This is a genomic window from Microbacterium sp. Soil_N32, from assembly GCF_057655505.1.
In genome coordinates, this window is the sequence record NZ_JBDGME010000016.1 from 221,022 (window position 1) to 237,223 (window position 16,202).

A 16,202-nucleotide genomic window follows, 5' to 3' on the forward strand; every position below is an offset into this window, starting at 1 on the left:
CCCCGCGCCGCGCTCCTAGTGTCGTCGGTGACCACAGCGCCGAGGACCCGGCCGCTGTACCGAAGGAAGGTGGCCGATGCCGACCAACAGCCGAATCTCCGGACTGCGCGATCACACCCCCGAGGAGCGCCTGGCGCTCGTCGTCGAGGGCGCGGGACTCGACGCGGATGCCCTCGCGGCACTGCGCCCGGACGGCGGACTCTCGCTCGCTCAGGCCGACCACATGGTCGAGAACGTCGTGGGCGTGATCGGCGTGCCGGTCGGCGTCGCCACGAACTTCACGATCGACGGCACCGACCGCCTCGTGCCGATGGCGACCGAGGAGCCGAGCGTCGTCGCCGCGGCCTCCAACGCCGCCCGCATGGCACGCGGCCACGGCGGCTTCACGACCTCGTACACGGGCGACGTGATGATCGCGCAGATCCAGGTGCTCGACGCGGGCGACCCGCACGGCACGCGGTTCGCGATCCTCGAGGCCAAGGACGAGCTGCTGGCCCTCGCGAACGAGCAGGACCCGATGCTCGTCTCGCTCGGCGGCGGCGCGTTCGACCTCTCGGTGCGCGTGCTGCCCACCCGTGCCGGAACGCAGGTGATCGCGCACCTCCACGTCGACGTGCGCGACGCGATGGGCGCCAACGCCGTCAACACGATGGCCGAGGCGATCGCCCCCCGCATCGCCGAGGTCGCCGGAGCGCGCACGCTGCTGCGCATCCTCACCAACAAGGCCGAACTGCGCCTGACCCGGGCGCGCGCGGTGTTCGACGCCGAGCTGCTGGGCGGCCCGCAGGTCGTCGACGACATCGTCGCCGCCAGCGCCTTCGCCGAGGCCGACCCCTACCGGGCCGCCACCCACAACAAGGGCATCATGAACGGCATCACCGCCGTGGTGCTCGCCACGGGCAACGACACCAGGGCCGTCGAGTCGGGCTGCCACTCGCATGCGGCCCGCGCCGGCGGCTACACGGCCCTGTCGCAGTTCGAGAAGGACGCCGACGGCAACCTCGTGGGCACGCTCGAGGTGCCGCTCGCCGTCGGCCTCGTCGGCGGAGCCACGCGTGCGCACCCGACCGCGCAGGCCTCGGTGAAGCTGCTCGGCGTCGAGACGGCCCGCGAGCTCGCGAGCGTCATCGCCGCGGTCGGCCTCGCGCAGAACCTCGCCGCCTGCCGGGCGCTCGCCGCCGAGGGCATCCAGCGCGGGCACATGACGCTGCACGCCCGCACCATCGCGGCATCGGCGGGCGCCGAGGTCGACGAGATCGGGGCCGTCGCGCAGCGCATCGTCGCCGATCGCCGCATCCGGGTGGAGTACGCCCGCGAGGTGCTGGCCGAGATCCGCGCCGGGGGAGCGGGCGCATGAGCGTGCCGGCACCCCGCGTCTTCCGCGAGGAGGGGCTGCCGTCGCGCGTCACCGTGTTCGAGGTCGGCCCGCGCGACGGGCTGCAGGCCGAGACCGACATCATCCCCGCGGCGGTCAAGGCGCAGCTCGTGCGGCGCCTCTACGCCGCGGGCAGCCGCGACGTCGAGGTGACGAGCTTCGTGCCGCCGACGTGGATCCCGCAGCTCGCCGACGCCGAGCAGGTCGTCGCCTCGCTCGACGTGCCCTCGGGGGGCCGTGCCGTCGGGCTGGTGCCGAACCAGCGCGGTCTGCAGCGCGCGCTCGACGCCGGCATCCGCGAGGTGTCGGTCGTGGTCAGCGCGACCGAGTCGTTCGCCCAGGCGAACCTCAACACCACGCGCTCGGGAGCGATCGATCGCGCCGTCGAAGTCATCCAGGCGGCCACCGCCCAGGGCGTCCCCGTGCGCGGGTACGTCTCGATGGCCTTCGGCGATCCGTGGGAGGGTCGCGTCGAGACCGACGCCGTCACGAGCGCCGCCCGTGCTCTCCACGAGGCGGGGGTGCGCACCGTCGCGATCAGCGACACGATCGGCGTCGCCACCCCGGGGCACACGACCGCGATCATCGACGAGACCCGCGCCGTCGGCATCCCGACCGATGCGATCGCCCTGCACCTGCACGACACGTACGGCCAGTCGCTCGCCAACGTGCACGCGGCCCTGCGTCTGGGCGTCGCCGAGTTCGACGCGTCGGTCGGCGGACTGGGGCGCTGCCCGTACGCGAAGGGCGCGACCGGTAATCTCGCGACAGAGGACCTGGTGTGGATGCTCCACGGCCTCGGTATCGAGACCGGCCTCGATCTCGAAGCCCTCGCCGCCACCACGCTCTGGCTCTCGCGCATCCGCAACGTACGGCCCGCCTCGAACGTGGCACGGGCGTTCGCCGCCGCAGGAATCGACACCCCCGACGCCGTCCAGGAGGTCACCCCCGCATGATCGACAGCTCGCTCCCCGCCCCCGGTGCCCTCGCCGGCGTCACCGTCGTCGACCTCTCACGGGTGCTCGCGGGGCCCTACGCCTCGCAGACCCTCGCCGACCTCGGTGCGACGGTCATCAAGGTCGAGAACCCGCGCGACCCCGACGTGTCCCGCGGCTTCCCGCCGTACCTGACCGACGGCGAGGAGGAGTTCAGCGCCTACTACGCCCAGTACAACCGCGGCAAACTCGGCGTGGGCATCGACCTCGCCACCGAGGAGGGCAAGCAGGTGCTGAAGGATCTCGTGCGCGGCGCCGACGTGCTCGTCGAGAACTTCCGCCCGGGCACCATGGAGAAGCTCGGCGTCGGCTACGAGGTGCTGCGGGAGATCAACCCGCGCCTGGTCTACACCGCCATCTCCGGGTACGGCAGAACGGGTTCGCGCAGCAAGCGCCCCGCGTTCGACAACACGGCCCAGGCCGCGGGCGGCATCTGGTCGATGAACGGCTATGCCGAGCATCCGCCCGTGCGCGTCGGCGTCACGATCGGCGACCTCTCGGCCACGCTGTTCGCGGTGATCGGCACCCTCGCCGCGCTGCGGCACGCCGAGGCGACCGGTATCGGCCAGGTCGTCGACGTCGCCCAGGTCGACAGCATCGTCGCTCTCACCGAGACGGCCGTCGTCGACTACACCGTGACCGGCACGGTGGCCTCGCCGCAGGGCAACGCCCACGCCTGGGTGCGCCCGTACGAGCTGTTCGACTGCGCCGACGGGCAGGTGTTCTTCGGCGCGTACACCGACAAGCTCTGGAACGCGAGCTGCGACCTGTTCGGCACGCCGGAGCACAAGGACGACCCCGAGATCGACACCATGCGCAAGCGCTTCGAGACCGACGTCTACGAGCGCCGCGTGAAGCCGATCGTCGCCGGCTGGCTCGCCACCCGCACCAAGCAGGAGCTCGAAGACCTCGCCGGCGACGTCGTGCCCCTCACCGCCGTCAAGACGATCGGTGAGGTGGTCGAAGACCCCGGCACCGCCGAGCGCGACATGATCGTCGAGGCCGACTACGGCGACCTGGGCGTGCTGCGCATGTTCGGCCAGCCGATCAAGCTCTCCGAGACCCCGGCGACCCCGGCCCGCACGGCCAACCGCTTCGCGGAGCACGCCGACGAGGTGCTCGCCCGCTTCGCCGGGTACGACGCCGCCCGCATCGCCGAGCTGCGCGCCGCCGGAGCACTGCCGTGAGCATCGACGACGCCACGGCGGGCGTGGACGCGACGGCCCCGGCCCGCGTCGTGCGCACCGAACCGATCACGCCCGGCACGGTCGAGGCGTACCGCGGCACGTTCGCGGCCGCCGACCCGGCGCTCAGTGCGGGCGACGCGCTGCCGGCGGCGTGGGAGGGGGTCTTCTTCCCCTTCGCGGTGCCGCTCGCCGACCTGCGCCCCGACGGCACCCCCGCGCGCGACGGCGTGGTGCCGGAGGTCGACCTGCCGCGGCGCATGTACGCGGGCGAGACCACCGAGTTCCTGCGGCCGATCCGCCTCGGCGACGAGGTCGAGCAGACCACATCGCTCGGCGCGGTCGTCGAGAAGAACGGGTCGCGCGGGCGCCTGATGTTCGTCGACATCGCTCGCGAGTACGCGGTGGGCGGCGAGGTCGCGGTGCGCAGCGTGTGGCACGACGTCTTCCTCGAGGCGGCCGATCCGGATGCCCCGGCGCGCCCGCCGCGACCCGAGCCGTCGATCGTGGCCGACGCCGACTGGGTCGAGGAGCTCACGCCGGACGCCCGGCAGCTGTTCCGGTTCTCGGCGCTGACCTTCAACACGCACCTCATCCACTACGACCGCGCCTGGGCGCGCGACGTCGAGGGGCTGCCCGACCTGCTCGTGCACGGACCGCTCACGCGCATCCTGCTGATGGACGCCGCCCGCCGTCACGCGCCGGAGCGCGCGGCCGCCCGACTCGACGTGCGCGCCATCGCCCCCGTGCTCGTCGACCGTCCGCTCCGGCTCGCCGGGTCGGCGACCGATGACGGCGTGCGCGTGACCGCGGTCGACCCCGACGACGCCGTGCTCGCCACCGCCGACATCGTCTGGGCCTGAGACCCGGCTCCCGGAGCATTCGCCTCTTCCCGTCCGAAGCATCCGATCCGCCCGAAGCGCCACCCGACGCACCTGAACCGTCCGACCCGAACCGCCCGACCCGAACCGCCAGACCCGAGAGAAGACGCCATGCGGCACACCCCCGACTACGCCCTCGACGACGTCGACGCCGTGCGCGACCTCGTGCGCGAGAACCCCTGGGCCACCCTCGTCAGCCATGTGCCGGGGCGCGGCCTCGTCGCGTCGCACTACCCCGTGCTGCTCGAGGACGATCCCGACGGCATCACGCTGGTCAGCCACGTCGGCCGACCGGATGAGCGCCTGCACGAGCTGGGGCAGCACGAGTCGATGGTGATCGTCTACGGGCCGCACGGTTACGTGTCGCCGGGCTGGTACGACGTGTCGCCGGCCGTGCCCACGTGGGACTTCGCTGTCGCGCACCTGCACGGCACCCCCGAGATCCTCACCGACGACGAGAACCTCGCGGTGCTCGACCGTCTCGTGGCCTGGTTCGAGAGTCCGCTGCCCGACCCGTTCCTCATGCGCCGCACCCTCGAGAACACCGCCTACGCCGAGCGCATCGTGCACGGCACCGTCGGCTTCCGCCTGCGGGTGGAGCGCATCGAGGCGAAGGAGAAGATGAGCCAGGACAAGCCGGCCGAGGTGATCGCGAAGGTCGTGGAGGCGCTCCGGCGCCCCGGGCCCTACGAGAACCCGGCGCTCGCCGACCGTATCTCGACCGTGAACGCCGCGGTCCTCGCCGAAAGGAGCACCCGCGCATGACCGCCTTCGTGGGAGTGGCCGACATGGTGCGCTGGATCGCGCACCGCGGGGCCGAGACGATCATGACCGAGATGGCCGACACGATCGAGGCCGACTTCCGCCGGTGGGAGTCGTTCGACAAGAGCGAGCGCGTCGCCAACCACACGCCCTTCGGCGTGATCGAGCTCATGCCGATCAGCGACCCCGACACCTACGCGTTCAAATATGTCAACGGCCACCCTTTCAACCCGGTGCGCGGCTATCAGACCGTGACCGCGTTCGGCGTGCTCGCCGACGTGCACAACGGCTACCCGGTGTTCCTCGCCGAGATGACCATGCTCACGGCGCTGCGCACCGCCGCCACGTCGGCGATGGTCGCCCGGCGCCTCGCACGCCCCGACTCGACCACGATGGCGATGATCGGCGCGGGCAGCCAGGCCGAGTTCCAGGCGCTCGCCTTCCGCGGCGTTCTCGGCATCACGCGCCTGCGCATCTACGACGTCGATGAAGCGGCGTCGGCGAAGTTCGTGCGCAACCTCGCCGCGCGGGGTTTCGACATCACGGTGTGCGACTCCGCCGCCGAGGCCGCGCGCGGTGCCGACATCGTCACGACGTGCACGGCCGACAAAGCCGTCGCACAGGTGCTGACCGACGCCGATGTCGCCCCCGGCATGCACATCAACACGATCGGCGGCGACTGCCCCGGCAAGACCGAGCTTGACCCGCGCATCCTCGATCGCGGCCCGGTGTTCGTCGAGTACACGCCGCAGACGCGCGTCGAGGGCGAGATCCAGAACGTCGCCCCCGACTTCCCCGTGACCGAGTTCTGGCGGGTGCTGACCGGATCGGCCTTCGGCCGCACGTCGCCCGAGCAGGTGACCATCTTCGACTCGGTGGGCTTCGCGATCGAGGACTACTCGGCGCTCCGCCATCTGCGCGCCGATCTCGCCGCCGCGGGCCTCGGCACCGAGATCGACCTCGTCGCCGCCCCGGACGACCCGAAGGATCTCTTCGGCTTCGCCACCTCGCCCGTGCCGGTCGCCTGATCCGCATCCGCCCCGCCCGCGCGCACCCTCCCCGACGACCGCCGCCCGACCCGCACCCGCGCCGCCACCCGTTCACGACCGGCGCCCGAGAGGAGCATCATGACCGACACCCTCACCCTGCGGGGAGTGCGCCCCTACGACGCGGGCGACCCGGTCGACGTGGTCGTGCGCGACGGCCGGATCGCGGCGATCGCTCCGACCGGCACCGCCTCGTCGGCCGGAGAGGTCGTCGAGGCCGACGGCCGGTGGATCGGACCAGGGCTGTGGGACGCGCACGTGCACTTCACCCAGCACGTCATCCGTCGCCGCCGTCTCGACCTCACCGAGACGCACAGCGCCGCCGACGTGCTCGACATCGTGCGCCGGGCCCGCGCCGAGGGCGCTCCGCTCAGCGGGGGGATGCTGATGGGCTACGGATTCCGCGACGGGCTGTGGCCCGTGCCCGCCTCGCTGGCCGCGCTCGAGGCCACCGTGTCGGACATCCCGGTGGTGCTCGTCAGCGGGGACCTGCACTGCGGCTGGATGAACCGCGCGGCCGCCGCGAAGCTCGGCGTCGAGATCGACGAGACCGGTCTGCTGCGCGAGGGGCCGTGGATCGGCCTCCTGCACTCGCTCGACGAGGCGTCGCAGCTGCGGACGGACGCCTACGCCGATGCCGCCGCCGCCGCTGCGGCCCGGGGTGTGGTGGGCATCGTCGAGTACGAGAAGACCGACAACGTCGCCGAGTGGTCGGAGCGCACCGCCGCGGGGCTCACGAGCCTGCGCACCGACATCGCCGTGTGGCCCGACCTGCTGGAGTCGGTCATCGCCGCGGGCATCCGCACGGGCGACGTGGTCGACGACGCCGGGCTCGTCACGTTCGGTCGTCTCAAGGTCGTCGTCGACGGCTCGCTCAACACCCGCACCGCGTGGTGCTGGGACCCGTACCCCGACCTCGACCCCGGGCATCCGCACGCCTGCGGCATGGAGAGCGTGCCCATCCCCGAGCTGCGGCGACTGCTCGACCGCGCCCGCGGCGCAGGGATCGAGGCCGCGGTGCACGCGATCGGCGACCGCGCCAACACCGCGGTGCTCGACACGTTCGCCGAACTCGACATGAAGGGCGTCATCGAGCACGCGCAGCTCGTGCGTGACGACGACTTCGCCCGCTTCGCGCAGCTCGGACTCATCGCGAGCGTGCAGCCCGAGCACGCCATGGACGACCGCGACGTCGCCGACCACCACTGGGCGGGCCGCACGGGGCGCGCCTTCGCCTTCGGCTCGCTGCACCGGTCGGGTGCCGCGCTGCGCCTGGGCTCCGACGCGCCGGTCGCCCCGCTCGACCCGTGGATCTCGCTCAGCGCCGCGACGTCGCGCAGCCGCGGAGACCGCGACGCCTGGCACCCCGAGCAGCGGCTGCCGCTCGACGTCGCGCTCGCGGCATCCGTGCGCACCTCGCTCGCCGTCGGGCAGCCGGCCGACCTCGTGCTCACCGACCGCGATCCGTATGCGAGCGACCGCGACGAACTGCGGGCGATGCCCGTCGCGGCGACCCTGCTCGGCGGCCGCTTCACCCACCGGGCGCTGTGATGGCCACGCTCACTTTCACGAACGCCCGCGTGTTCACCGGCGAGGGCGAGACCGCGTTCGCATCGGCATTCCGCATCGTCGACGGGGTGGTCGACTGGATCGGCGATGCCGCGGACGTGACCGATGCGGATGCCGTCGACCTCGACGGGCGCACGGTTCTGCCCGGCCTGATCGACAGTCACACGCATCCCGCGCTGCTGGCGGGCACGGCCGCGGCGGTCGAGTGCTTCCCGCCGGCGGTGCTCGGCGTCGACGACCTCGTGCGCGTGCTCGGAGCCCACGCCTCGACCGTCGCGGGACCGGACGCCTGGGTGCTGGGGCGAGGCTTCGACGACACGAAGTTCGCGGAGGGGCGGATGCCGACGGCCGCCGACCTCGACCGCATCGACACCGATCGGCCCGTGCTGGTTTGGCGCTGCGACGCGCACTCGGCGGTGTGCAACACGCGGGCGCTCGCACTCGCCGGCATCACCGCGGCGACGCCCGACCCCGACGGCGCCCGGTTCGAGCGCGATGCCGACGGGCATCCGACCGGGGTGCTCACCGAGATCGCCGCGGTCGACGCGGTGGCCGCGTTCATCCCGGCTCCGAGCCGCGACGAGCAGATCGACGCGCTCGTCGCGATCGGCGACGAACTCGCCTCGCGCGGGATCGTGGCGGTGTGCGACCTGCTGTCGTCGCGCATCGACCGGCCGATCGAGACCTTCCGCGCCGCGGCCGAGCGCGGCCTGCGCGCACGGGTCGCGCTGTACCCGGGGTGGGACCCCGCGGCGCCGCTGGCCGACCTGACCGACGACGACCGCACGGGGCCGACCCGCGTCGGGGGCGTGAAGGTCGTGCTCGACGGCGCGTACTCGAATCGCACGGCGTGGGTGCACGAGGCGTACCCGGGGTCGTGCGACCACGGCCTGCGCCTGGTCGACGACGCCGACGTGCGCGCCGCCGGAGACTGGGCCCGGCGCAACGGCGTGCAGCTCGCCGTGCACGCCATGGGCGACCGCGCGCTCGACCGGGTCGTGGAACTGTTCGAAGACGACGAGCCCTGGCTCGACGGCATCCCCTCGGTGCGCATCGAGCACGCCACGATCGTGAGCGACGCGTACCTGGCACGCCTGCGCGCCGCGCGCATGTCGTTCGGCATCGCGACGCACACCGTGTTCTTCTTCGCCGAGTACGACGGGTACGAGAAGGCCCTGCGGGTGGAGCAGGTCCCGGACGCGTATCCGATCGCCCGGCTGTACGCGGGGCTCGAACCCCTCGCGTTGTCCTCCGACCGCCCCGCGACCGCCTGGAGCGGGGCCGACGACGTGATGCTGTCGGTCGAGGCCGCCGTGCGCCGGCGCACCTACAACGGCATCGAGTTCGGCGCCGAGGCCGCGATCACGGTGCCCCAGGCGCTGCTGCTGTACACCGCGCGCGCCGCGGCCCTGTCGCCGCTGGAGGGGGTGGGTCGCCTGGCGCCCGGGTACGACGGCAGCTTCGCGGTGCTGGAGCGCGACGTGTTCACCGTACCCACCGACGAGATCTCCGAGGTGCGGGTCGCCGAGACCTGGATCCGTGGCGAGCGTGTCTTCGCCCGCTGAGCGTTTCATGGTTTAGTTTGCTTTATTAGATCTTCCTAAAGCGATTTAAAGCCAGAAAAGAGTGATATGGACAGCGCGCGCAATCCCTACACGCCCAACGCTGGCGCATCGCCCGAGATCGTCGTAGGGCGTGACGAGCAGACGAGAGCATTCCGAACTCTGCTCGGCCGGCTCAGTGCGGGGCGGACGCACCAGTCCATGGTCATGGTGGGACTTCGCGGGGTCGGAAAGACGGTGCTGCTCAACGAGTTCCGCGACATCGCTCACCAGGAGAACTGGGAGGTGATCGAGCACGAGGCGAGCAAACACGACGATTCTCGCTTTCGCCAGACGATGGCGACGCTTCTTCGGGGAGCACTGCTGAGGCTCTCGCCGCGAGCGCGCTGGACTGATAGAGGTCATCGCGCCGCGTCCGTCATCACGGCCTTCTCCGTGTCTATGGATCAGCAGGGGACATGGTCACTGGGATGGGACGTGGAGCCGTCTGAGGGACTGGGTGACCACGGCGAACTCGGAATGGATCTCAGCGACGCGCTCGTCGCACTCGGGGAGGCTGCGCAGGAACGGAAGCGTGGGGTCGCGATTCTGATCGATGAGGTGCAATTCCTCAGTGCTCGGCAGTTGGAAGCTCTCATTCAAGCGATCCATAAGACGGTGCAACGCAAGTTGCCGATCACCTTCGTCGGAGCAGGGCTGCCTCAGATCGCAGAGCTGGCCGGGGACGCCAAGTCCTATGCCGAACGACTGTTCCAGTTCCCGACGGTTGACTCGCTCAGCCCGGAGGATGCTCGCACCGCGCTCACCGACCCCGCCGCTGCCGAGTCGGTCGACTACGACGACGACGCGATCGATCTGGCCGTCGAGATCACGCGCGGGTATCCGTACTTCATTCAGGAACTCGGGTATCAGGTCTGGGAGATCGCCGAGCAGAACCCGATCAGCAGGGACGATGTCGAGCAGGCCCGCGAGGCCTACGAGGCGAAACTCGACAGTTCCTTCTTCCGAGTCCGATTGGATCGCGCGACTCCGTTGCAGTCCGCCTATATGAGGGCGATGGCCGAACTGGGGCCGGAGCCGCAGAAGGCGGATGCGGTTGCCCGGGTCCTGGGCAGGGAGTCGTCTCAGGTGGGTCCGACACGGGCTGAGTTGATCGACATGGGGTTGCTCTACACCCCGGAACACGGATACGCGGCGTTCACGGTCCCGGAGTTCGACAAGTTCATGCTGCGCGCTGTTCCGCAACTGATCATCCCTCCGATTCAGAAGCGCAAGAAGCGCCCCTGAGCCTGTAGAAGGGTCCACCACGCGCCCCTTTCGGTGTGCGCAGCACCCATCGCCGACGGAATCCGCCCGCCGATGATCTCGCTCCCGTCGCACTTTCTGTCGCTCAAAGCACGTCATTCCGACAGAAACTGCGACGGGAAGGGGCGACGATGACCGACGGGGAGTTCCGGCCGCTGGACGGCGTGCGGGTCGTCGACTTCACGCGGCTGCTCGCGGGGCCGTACGCGACCATGACGCTCGCCGAGCTCGGCGCCGACGTGATCAAGGTCGAGCAGCCGGGCATCGGCGACGAGACGCGCCACTGGGGTCCCCCGTTCGTGCACGGCGCGAGCGCGTACTTCCATGCGATCAACCGGGGCAAGCGCAGCATCGCGCTCGACCTGACCGACGACACCGACCGCGAGACCGCCCTCGCGCTCATCGGCACCGCCGACGTGGTCGTCGAGAGTTTCCGCCCCGGCGTCGCCGACCGACTCGGTATCGGGGCGGATGCTCTGCGGGCACGGTTCCCGCGTCTGGTCTACGCCTCGATCAGCGGGTTCTCGCCGCACGGCCCGCTCGCGGCCGAGCCCGGCACCGCGGTCACCGTCGAGGCGGAGTCCGGGCTCATGCACGTCACCGGCTACGAGGGGGCCGACCCCGTGCGGTCGGGCGTGGCCATGGTCGACATCGCGACCGGCATGTCGATGATCAACGGGGTGCTCGCGGCGCTGCTCGAACGGGAGCGCACGGGCATCGGTCGACGACTCGAATTCTCGCTGTTCGCCACCGCGCTCAGCACGCTCGGCACGGTCATCGCGGCGACCTCGGCGGGCGGACCGCCGTCGCGGCCGTGGGGGAGCGCGCATCCGTCGATCGTGCCGTACCGCGCGTTCGCGGCCTCCGACGGGCACGCCGTGCTGGGGGCGACGAACGATGCGATGTTCGCGCGGCTCGTGACGGCTCTCGATCTCGGCGACGCGCTGGGCGGAGCGCAGTGGGCGGGCAACCGTTCCCGCGTCGAGGGGCGCGACGAGCTCGAGGGCATCCTGGCGGCGCGGGTCGCGTCGCTGCCGCTCGACACCGTCGTCGAACGCCTGCAGGCGGCGCGGGTGCTCGTGGCCCGGGTGCGCACGCCCGAAGAGGCGGCGCGCGGCCCGCAGGCCGAGGCGCTGGGGCTGATCGAGCACGACGACGGGGTGTCGGTGGCGCGCTCCGCGCTCGGCACGAACGGCACGGCGCGCCTCGCCCGCGCCCCCGTACTCGACGCCGACGGCCCCGCCCTGCGCGCCGAGCTGCGCCGCCCGCCCCGCCCCTGACTCAGCGGCTAGGCAGCGCCGAGGAGGCGCACGCGGCAGGCGAGCTCGACGGCGAACCGCGCGTCGGGGTCGGCCAGGTCGATGCCGAGCAGCTCGCGGATGCGGCGCATGCGGTACCCCACCCCGTTCGGATGCAGGTTCAGTTCGCGCCCCGCGTGCACGAGAGACCCCTCGTGCGCGAGGTACACGAGCAGCGTGCGCACCGACTGCAGCGCCCGCTCCGCGCCGAGTTCGTCGAGCGGCCGCAGGATGTCGTGCAGCAGCTCGCGACTGATGGGCGACGCGTACACGTCGAGCAGCACGCGCCGCAGTCCGGTGACGTCGGTGAGCTCGACCCCGCCGAGGCGTCCGGCGGCGATGGCCGACTCGGCGGCGATGCGCGCCTCGGCCGCCGACTGCCGCAGCCCGAGCGCCCCGACCTGCGGGGTGCCGAGGCCGAGCGTGTAGGCCCAGTCGCCGCCGGCCAGCTCGCGGGCGCGCTGCTGGATGCGTTCCGCGACCTCGCGCACGCGCCGCTGGTGGTCGCCGGCTCCATGCTCCTCGGTGCACACCAGCATGAGGTCGTCCTGCAGGAAGGCGGCGTGCCACAATTCGTCGCGCGCCTCGACGAGCTGCAGCGAGAACAGCTCGAGCGCGGGCTGCACGCTGCGCGGCGCCCGGGCGTCGGGGTCGCTCGGCCGCGTCGGCGAGAGCCAGGCAACGACGTGCGACTGCGGCAGGGGCAGACCGAGGCGCGCGGCCTGGGCCACGAACCCCTCGGCTCGGGTGGCGTCGGCGAGCACCAGTTCGACGAGCAGGTCGGCGCGCGACTGCGTGGGGGCGTAGCGGTCGCGGCTCTGGCGCTGCGCGACGCGCGAGAGCAGCGAGGCGATCACGGGCAGCGAGACCTCGGTGGCGCCGTCGGTGCGCGCGGCGACGAGGCGTCCGATGAGCACCTCGCCGATGAACACGGCGTCGGTGTCGCTCCACGTCACGGCGGGGTCGGGCTCGACGGCGAGGGGGATGCCGAGCGCGCCGCTCGCGACCGTCAGGATGCTCTCGGTAGTGCTGTCGGCGGATGCCGCGGCCTCGGTGGCGAGCGCGATGGCCTGCGCGCCGCGCATCATCGCCTCGGATGCTCCGCCCGAGATCGCCCGGTCGATGGTCTTCGCCAGCTCCGCGCCGCCGATGTCGACGGCCGAGAACACGGGTACGGCCCCGCGCTCGGCGAGCACCCGCGCGGTCTCGGCGAGCGTGAGCGGCGAGGTGAAGACGAGCCCGGCGAGGCCGCGGGCGCTCGCCTGGCGGATGGCGACGTCGATGCGGAAGGGCGGGGGCTGCTCGTCGGCCGTGATGATCGCGAGGGTGCCGGCGGCGAGCGCGTCGATCCGGTCCACGGCGGCGAGATCGACGCGGTCGACGGTGCGATCGTCGACCGGACCCGCGTGCCGTCGGAGGCCGAGTCGATCGGCGTCGGCGGCGAGGTCGCGCAGCGCGTACTGTGTCATGAGCACAGTATTGCGGGAAACACTGGCAGGACGAAACATTGTCGCCGGTCCGCGCCCTCCGTAACGTGAACGCATGGCCCAGACTTCCTCCGTCGCACGCTCCGCGCCGACGATCACCGAGATCACGGCAGACGACGTCGCCGCCCTCGGCGTCGGCACCGCGATCTTCGGCACGGGCGGCGGCGGCGCCGTCTACACCTCGCAGCTCATGGTCGAGAATGCTCTGCGCGAGCACGGCCCGGTGCGCCTCGTGCAGGTCGACGACCTCGGCCCCGACGACGTCGTCATCCTCATGTCGGGCATCGGCGCCCCGACCGTCGGCATCGAGATGCTTTCGGCCACGGGGCAGATCCATGCGCTGCTCGCCGAGGCCGAGCGGCTGCTCGGGCGCAAGGTCACCACGCTGATGGCGGCCGAGATCGGCGGCGGCAACGGCGTGCAGCCCATCGGCTGGGCGGCGCGCCTCGGACTCCAGGTGCTGGATGCCGACGGCATGGGCCGCGCGTTCCCCGATGCGGCGATGGTCGCGATGAACGTCGCGGGGGTTCCCTGCGCCTGGGCGGTGCAGAGCGATGTCGTCGGCAACATCTCGGTGATGAAGACCGTCGACCTGCACTGGCTCGAGCGGCACGCCCGCGCCCTGACCGTCGCCAGCGGCTCGATCTGCATCGGCGCCCACTACCCGATGACCGCCGACACCGTGAAGGGCGCGGTCATCGAGGGCACGGTGAGCGCGGCCATCCGCGTCGGGCACGCGCTGCTGTCGTCGTCCGACCCGGTGGGCGCGGTCGCGGCCGAGCTCGACGCCCGCGTGCTGCTGACCGGCAAGATCTCCGACCTCGACCGCCGCACGGTCGGCGGGTTCGTGCGCGGCTCGGTCACCATCACCGGCACCGGCGCCGACCGGGGCCGCCTGCAGCGCCTCGAACTGCAGAACGAGAACCTGCTCGTGCTCGAAGACGGCGAGGTGCTGGTGAGCGTGCCCGACCTCATCACGATCATCGACGCCGAGACGGGGCACGCGATCACCACCGAGATGCTGCGCTTCGGCCAGCGGGTGTCGGTGCTGGCATGGGCGTGCGACCCGATCTGGCGCACCGCCCGGGGCCTCGAGCTCGCGGGACCCGCCGCCTTCGGCTACGACCTCCCCTACGTCCCCTTCGAAGGAGCGACCCGATGACCGCGCGCGACCTCTCCATCGGCGTCGACGTCGGCGGCACCAACACCGACGCGGTCGTGCTCGACGGCGACGGGCAGGTGCTCGCCTGGACCAAGCGCGCGACCACCGCCGACATCACCAGCGGCATCCGCGCCAGCATCCGCGACGTGCTCGCGACGATCGGCGACGACCGTTCCCGGGTGTCGCGCGTGATGCTCGGCACGACCCACGCCACGAACGCCATCGTGCAGCGGCGCCAGCTCGACCGGGTCGCGATGATCCGCCTCGGCGCGCCCGCCGCGACCGAGTACCCGCCGCTGACCGGGTGGCCGGACGACCTCGTGCGCATGGTGCTCGCCGGGTCCGCCATGCTCGGCGGCGGCCACATGGTCGACGGCACCCCCATCTCGCCGCTCGACCGTGACGGCATCCTGCGCTTCGTCGACGGCCTCGAGAGCTTCGACGCGATCGCCGTCGCCGGCATCTTCAGCCCGTCGTCGCCCGATCAGGAGCTCGAGGTCGCCGACCTGCTGCGCGGCCACCTGGGACAGGACACCCGCGTGTTCCTCAGCCAGGACATCGGCCCCACCGGGCTGCTCGAACGCGAGAACGCCACGGTGCTGAACGCCGCGCTCTACAGCGTGGCCCGCTCGGTGACCGAGGCCCTCGTCACGGTCGTCGCCGAGGAGGGCCTCGACGCGACCACCTTCTTCGCCCAGAACGACGGCACCCTGATGTCGCTCGACTACGCCGCGCAGTACCCGGTGCTGACCATCGGCTCGGGCCCGGCGAACTCGATCCGCGGCGCGGCGTACCTGTCGGGTCACGACGACGCGATCGTCATCGACGTGGGCGGCACGACCTCCGACCTCGGTGTGGTGGTGGGCGGCTTCCCCCGCGAGTCGACGCTGCCCCGCGAGATCGGCGGGGTGCGCACGAACTTCCGCATGCCCGACATCCTCAGCGTCGGCATCGGCGGCGGCACGATCGTCGACGTCGCATCGGGCCGCGTGGGCCCCGACTCGGTCGGCTACCGGATCGACCCGGAGGGGCTGCTGTTCGGCGGCTCCACGCCGACGCTGACGGATGCCGCGGCGCTGAGCGGTCGGCCGGTGGCTGGTCGCACTCTCCCGGCGCTTCCCGCGCAGACCACCGAGGCGCTCGAACGGGCGCTCGCGGTCGTCGCCGACCGGCTCGAGGAGGCCGTCGAGCGCCTGTCGCTCGGCCGCATGGACATCCCGCTCGTCGTCGTCGGCGGCGGGGGCTTCCTCGTGCCCGACACGCTGGCGAGCGCCGGCCGCATCCTCCGCCCCGATCACGGCGGCGTCGCCAACGCGGTCGGCGCGGCGATCTCGCTCGCCGGCGGTCGCGCCGACCAGATGGCGCCGATGGGCGACCGCGACCGCGCCATCGCCGAAGCGTCCGAGGCGGCGATCGCCAAGGCCATCCAGGCCGGCGCCGATCCGCTGCAGGTGTCGGTCGTCGAGGTGCTCGAGACGCACGTGCCGTACACGACCCAGCCCACCGTCAACGTGACCGTCAAGGCCGCCGGTCCGCTCGCCCGGCTCTCCGCCGAAGTCCCCGTCCGCTGAACCCG

General features: G+C 72.1%; 13 protein-coding genes. 12 read left to right on the forward strand and 1 reads right to left on the reverse strand.

Features of this window, described 5'->3' with window-relative positions; translation table 11 throughout:
• The first annotated feature begins 76 nt into the window (after positions 1-76).
• From AC3A3J_RS05230 to AC3A3J_RS05275, 10 genes are all read left to right on the forward strand, one after another.
• Positions 77-1,357, forward strand: a complete 1,281-nt coding sequence (locus AC3A3J_RS05230; RefSeq protein ID WP_487671262.1) for a hydroxymethylglutaryl-CoA reductase, degradative — start codon at positions 77-79, stop codon at positions 1,355-1,357.
• Positions 1,354-2,331, forward strand: a complete 978-nt coding sequence (locus AC3A3J_RS05235) for a hydroxymethylglutaryl-CoA lyase (protein ID WP_487671263.1) — start codon at positions 1,354-1,356, stop codon at positions 2,329-2,331. Before AC3A3J_RS05230 ends, AC3A3J_RS05235 begins: the two co-directional genes overlap by 4 nt.
• Positions 2,328-3,557 (forward strand): CaiB/BaiF CoA transferase family protein, encoded by a 1,230-nt coding sequence (locus tag AC3A3J_RS05240; protein ID WP_487671264.1) that lies wholly within the window; start codon positions 2,328-2,330, stop codon positions 3,555-3,557. Before AC3A3J_RS05235 ends, AC3A3J_RS05240 begins: the two co-directional genes overlap by 4 nt.
• The gene (locus tag AC3A3J_RS05245) at positions 3,554-4,417 is read left to right on the forward strand and encodes an FAS1-like dehydratase domain-containing protein (protein WP_487671265.1); all 864 of its coding nucleotides are present in this window, start codon (positions 3,554-3,556) and stop codon (positions 4,415-4,417) included. Before AC3A3J_RS05240 ends, AC3A3J_RS05245 begins: the two co-directional genes overlap by 4 nt.
• A 129-nt stretch (positions 4,418-4,546) precedes the next feature.
• Complete coding sequence (locus AC3A3J_RS05250; protein WP_487671266.1) at positions 4,547-5,200, forward strand: FMN-binding negative transcriptional regulator; 654 nt, start codon at positions 4,547-4,549, stop codon at positions 5,198-5,200.
• Positions 5,197-6,225: an ornithine cyclodeaminase gene (locus AC3A3J_RS05255; RefSeq protein WP_487671267.1), complete on the forward strand. Its 1,029-nt coding sequence runs from the start codon at positions 5,197-5,199 to the stop codon at positions 6,223-6,225. Before AC3A3J_RS05250 ends, AC3A3J_RS05255 begins: the two co-directional genes overlap by 4 nt.
• A gap of 99 nt (positions 6,226-6,324) precedes the next feature.
• The gene (locus tag AC3A3J_RS05260; protein ID WP_487671268.1) at positions 6,325-7,794 is read left to right on the forward strand and encodes an amidohydrolase; all 1,470 of its coding nucleotides are present in this window, start codon (positions 6,325-6,327) and stop codon (positions 7,792-7,794) included.
• The gene (locus AC3A3J_RS05265; protein WP_487671269.1) at positions 7,794-9,377 is read left to right on the forward strand and encodes an amidohydrolase; all 1,584 of its coding nucleotides are present in this window, start codon (positions 7,794-7,796) and stop codon (positions 9,375-9,377) included. Before AC3A3J_RS05260 ends, AC3A3J_RS05265 begins: the two co-directional genes overlap by 1 nt.
• Before the next feature lie 66 nt (positions 9,378-9,443).
• Positions 9,444-10,661 carry an ATP-binding protein gene (locus AC3A3J_RS05270; protein ID WP_487671270.1) on the forward strand — a complete coding sequence of 406 codons (1,218 nt, stop codon included), beginning with the start codon at positions 9,444-9,446 and terminating at the stop codon, positions 10,659-10,661.
• Between the two features lie 149 nt (positions 10,662-10,810).
• On the forward strand, positions 10,811-11,959 hold the full coding sequence (locus AC3A3J_RS05275) for a CaiB/BaiF CoA transferase family protein (protein ID WP_487671271.1): 1,149 nt from the start codon (positions 10,811-10,813) through the stop codon (positions 11,957-11,959).
• A gap of 8 nt (positions 11,960-11,967) precedes the next feature.
• Here the strand turns inward: AC3A3J_RS05275 and AC3A3J_RS05280 are convergent, their stop codons facing one another.
• Positions 11,968-13,446, reverse strand: a complete 1,479-nt coding sequence (locus AC3A3J_RS05280) for a PucR family transcriptional regulator (RefSeq protein WP_487671272.1) — start codon at positions 13,444-13,446, stop codon at positions 11,968-11,970.
• A gap of 73 nt (positions 13,447-13,519) precedes the next feature.
• Between AC3A3J_RS05280 and AC3A3J_RS05285 the strand changes: the two genes are divergently transcribed.
• Together AC3A3J_RS05285 and AC3A3J_RS05290 are read left to right on the forward strand one after the other, a co-directional pair.
• Complete coding sequence (locus tag AC3A3J_RS05285) at positions 13,520-14,626, forward strand: S-methyl thiohydantoin desulfurase family protein (protein WP_487671273.1); 1,107 nt, start codon at positions 13,520-13,522, stop codon at positions 14,624-14,626.
• Positions 14,623-16,197, forward strand: coding sequence for a hydantoinase/oxoprolinase N-terminal domain-containing protein (locus AC3A3J_RS05290; RefSeq protein ID WP_487671274.1), 1,575 nt, complete (start codon positions 14,623-14,625; stop codon positions 16,195-16,197). Before AC3A3J_RS05285 ends, AC3A3J_RS05290 begins: the two co-directional genes overlap by 4 nt.
• The last annotated feature ends 5 nt before the right edge of the window (positions 16,198-16,202 follow it).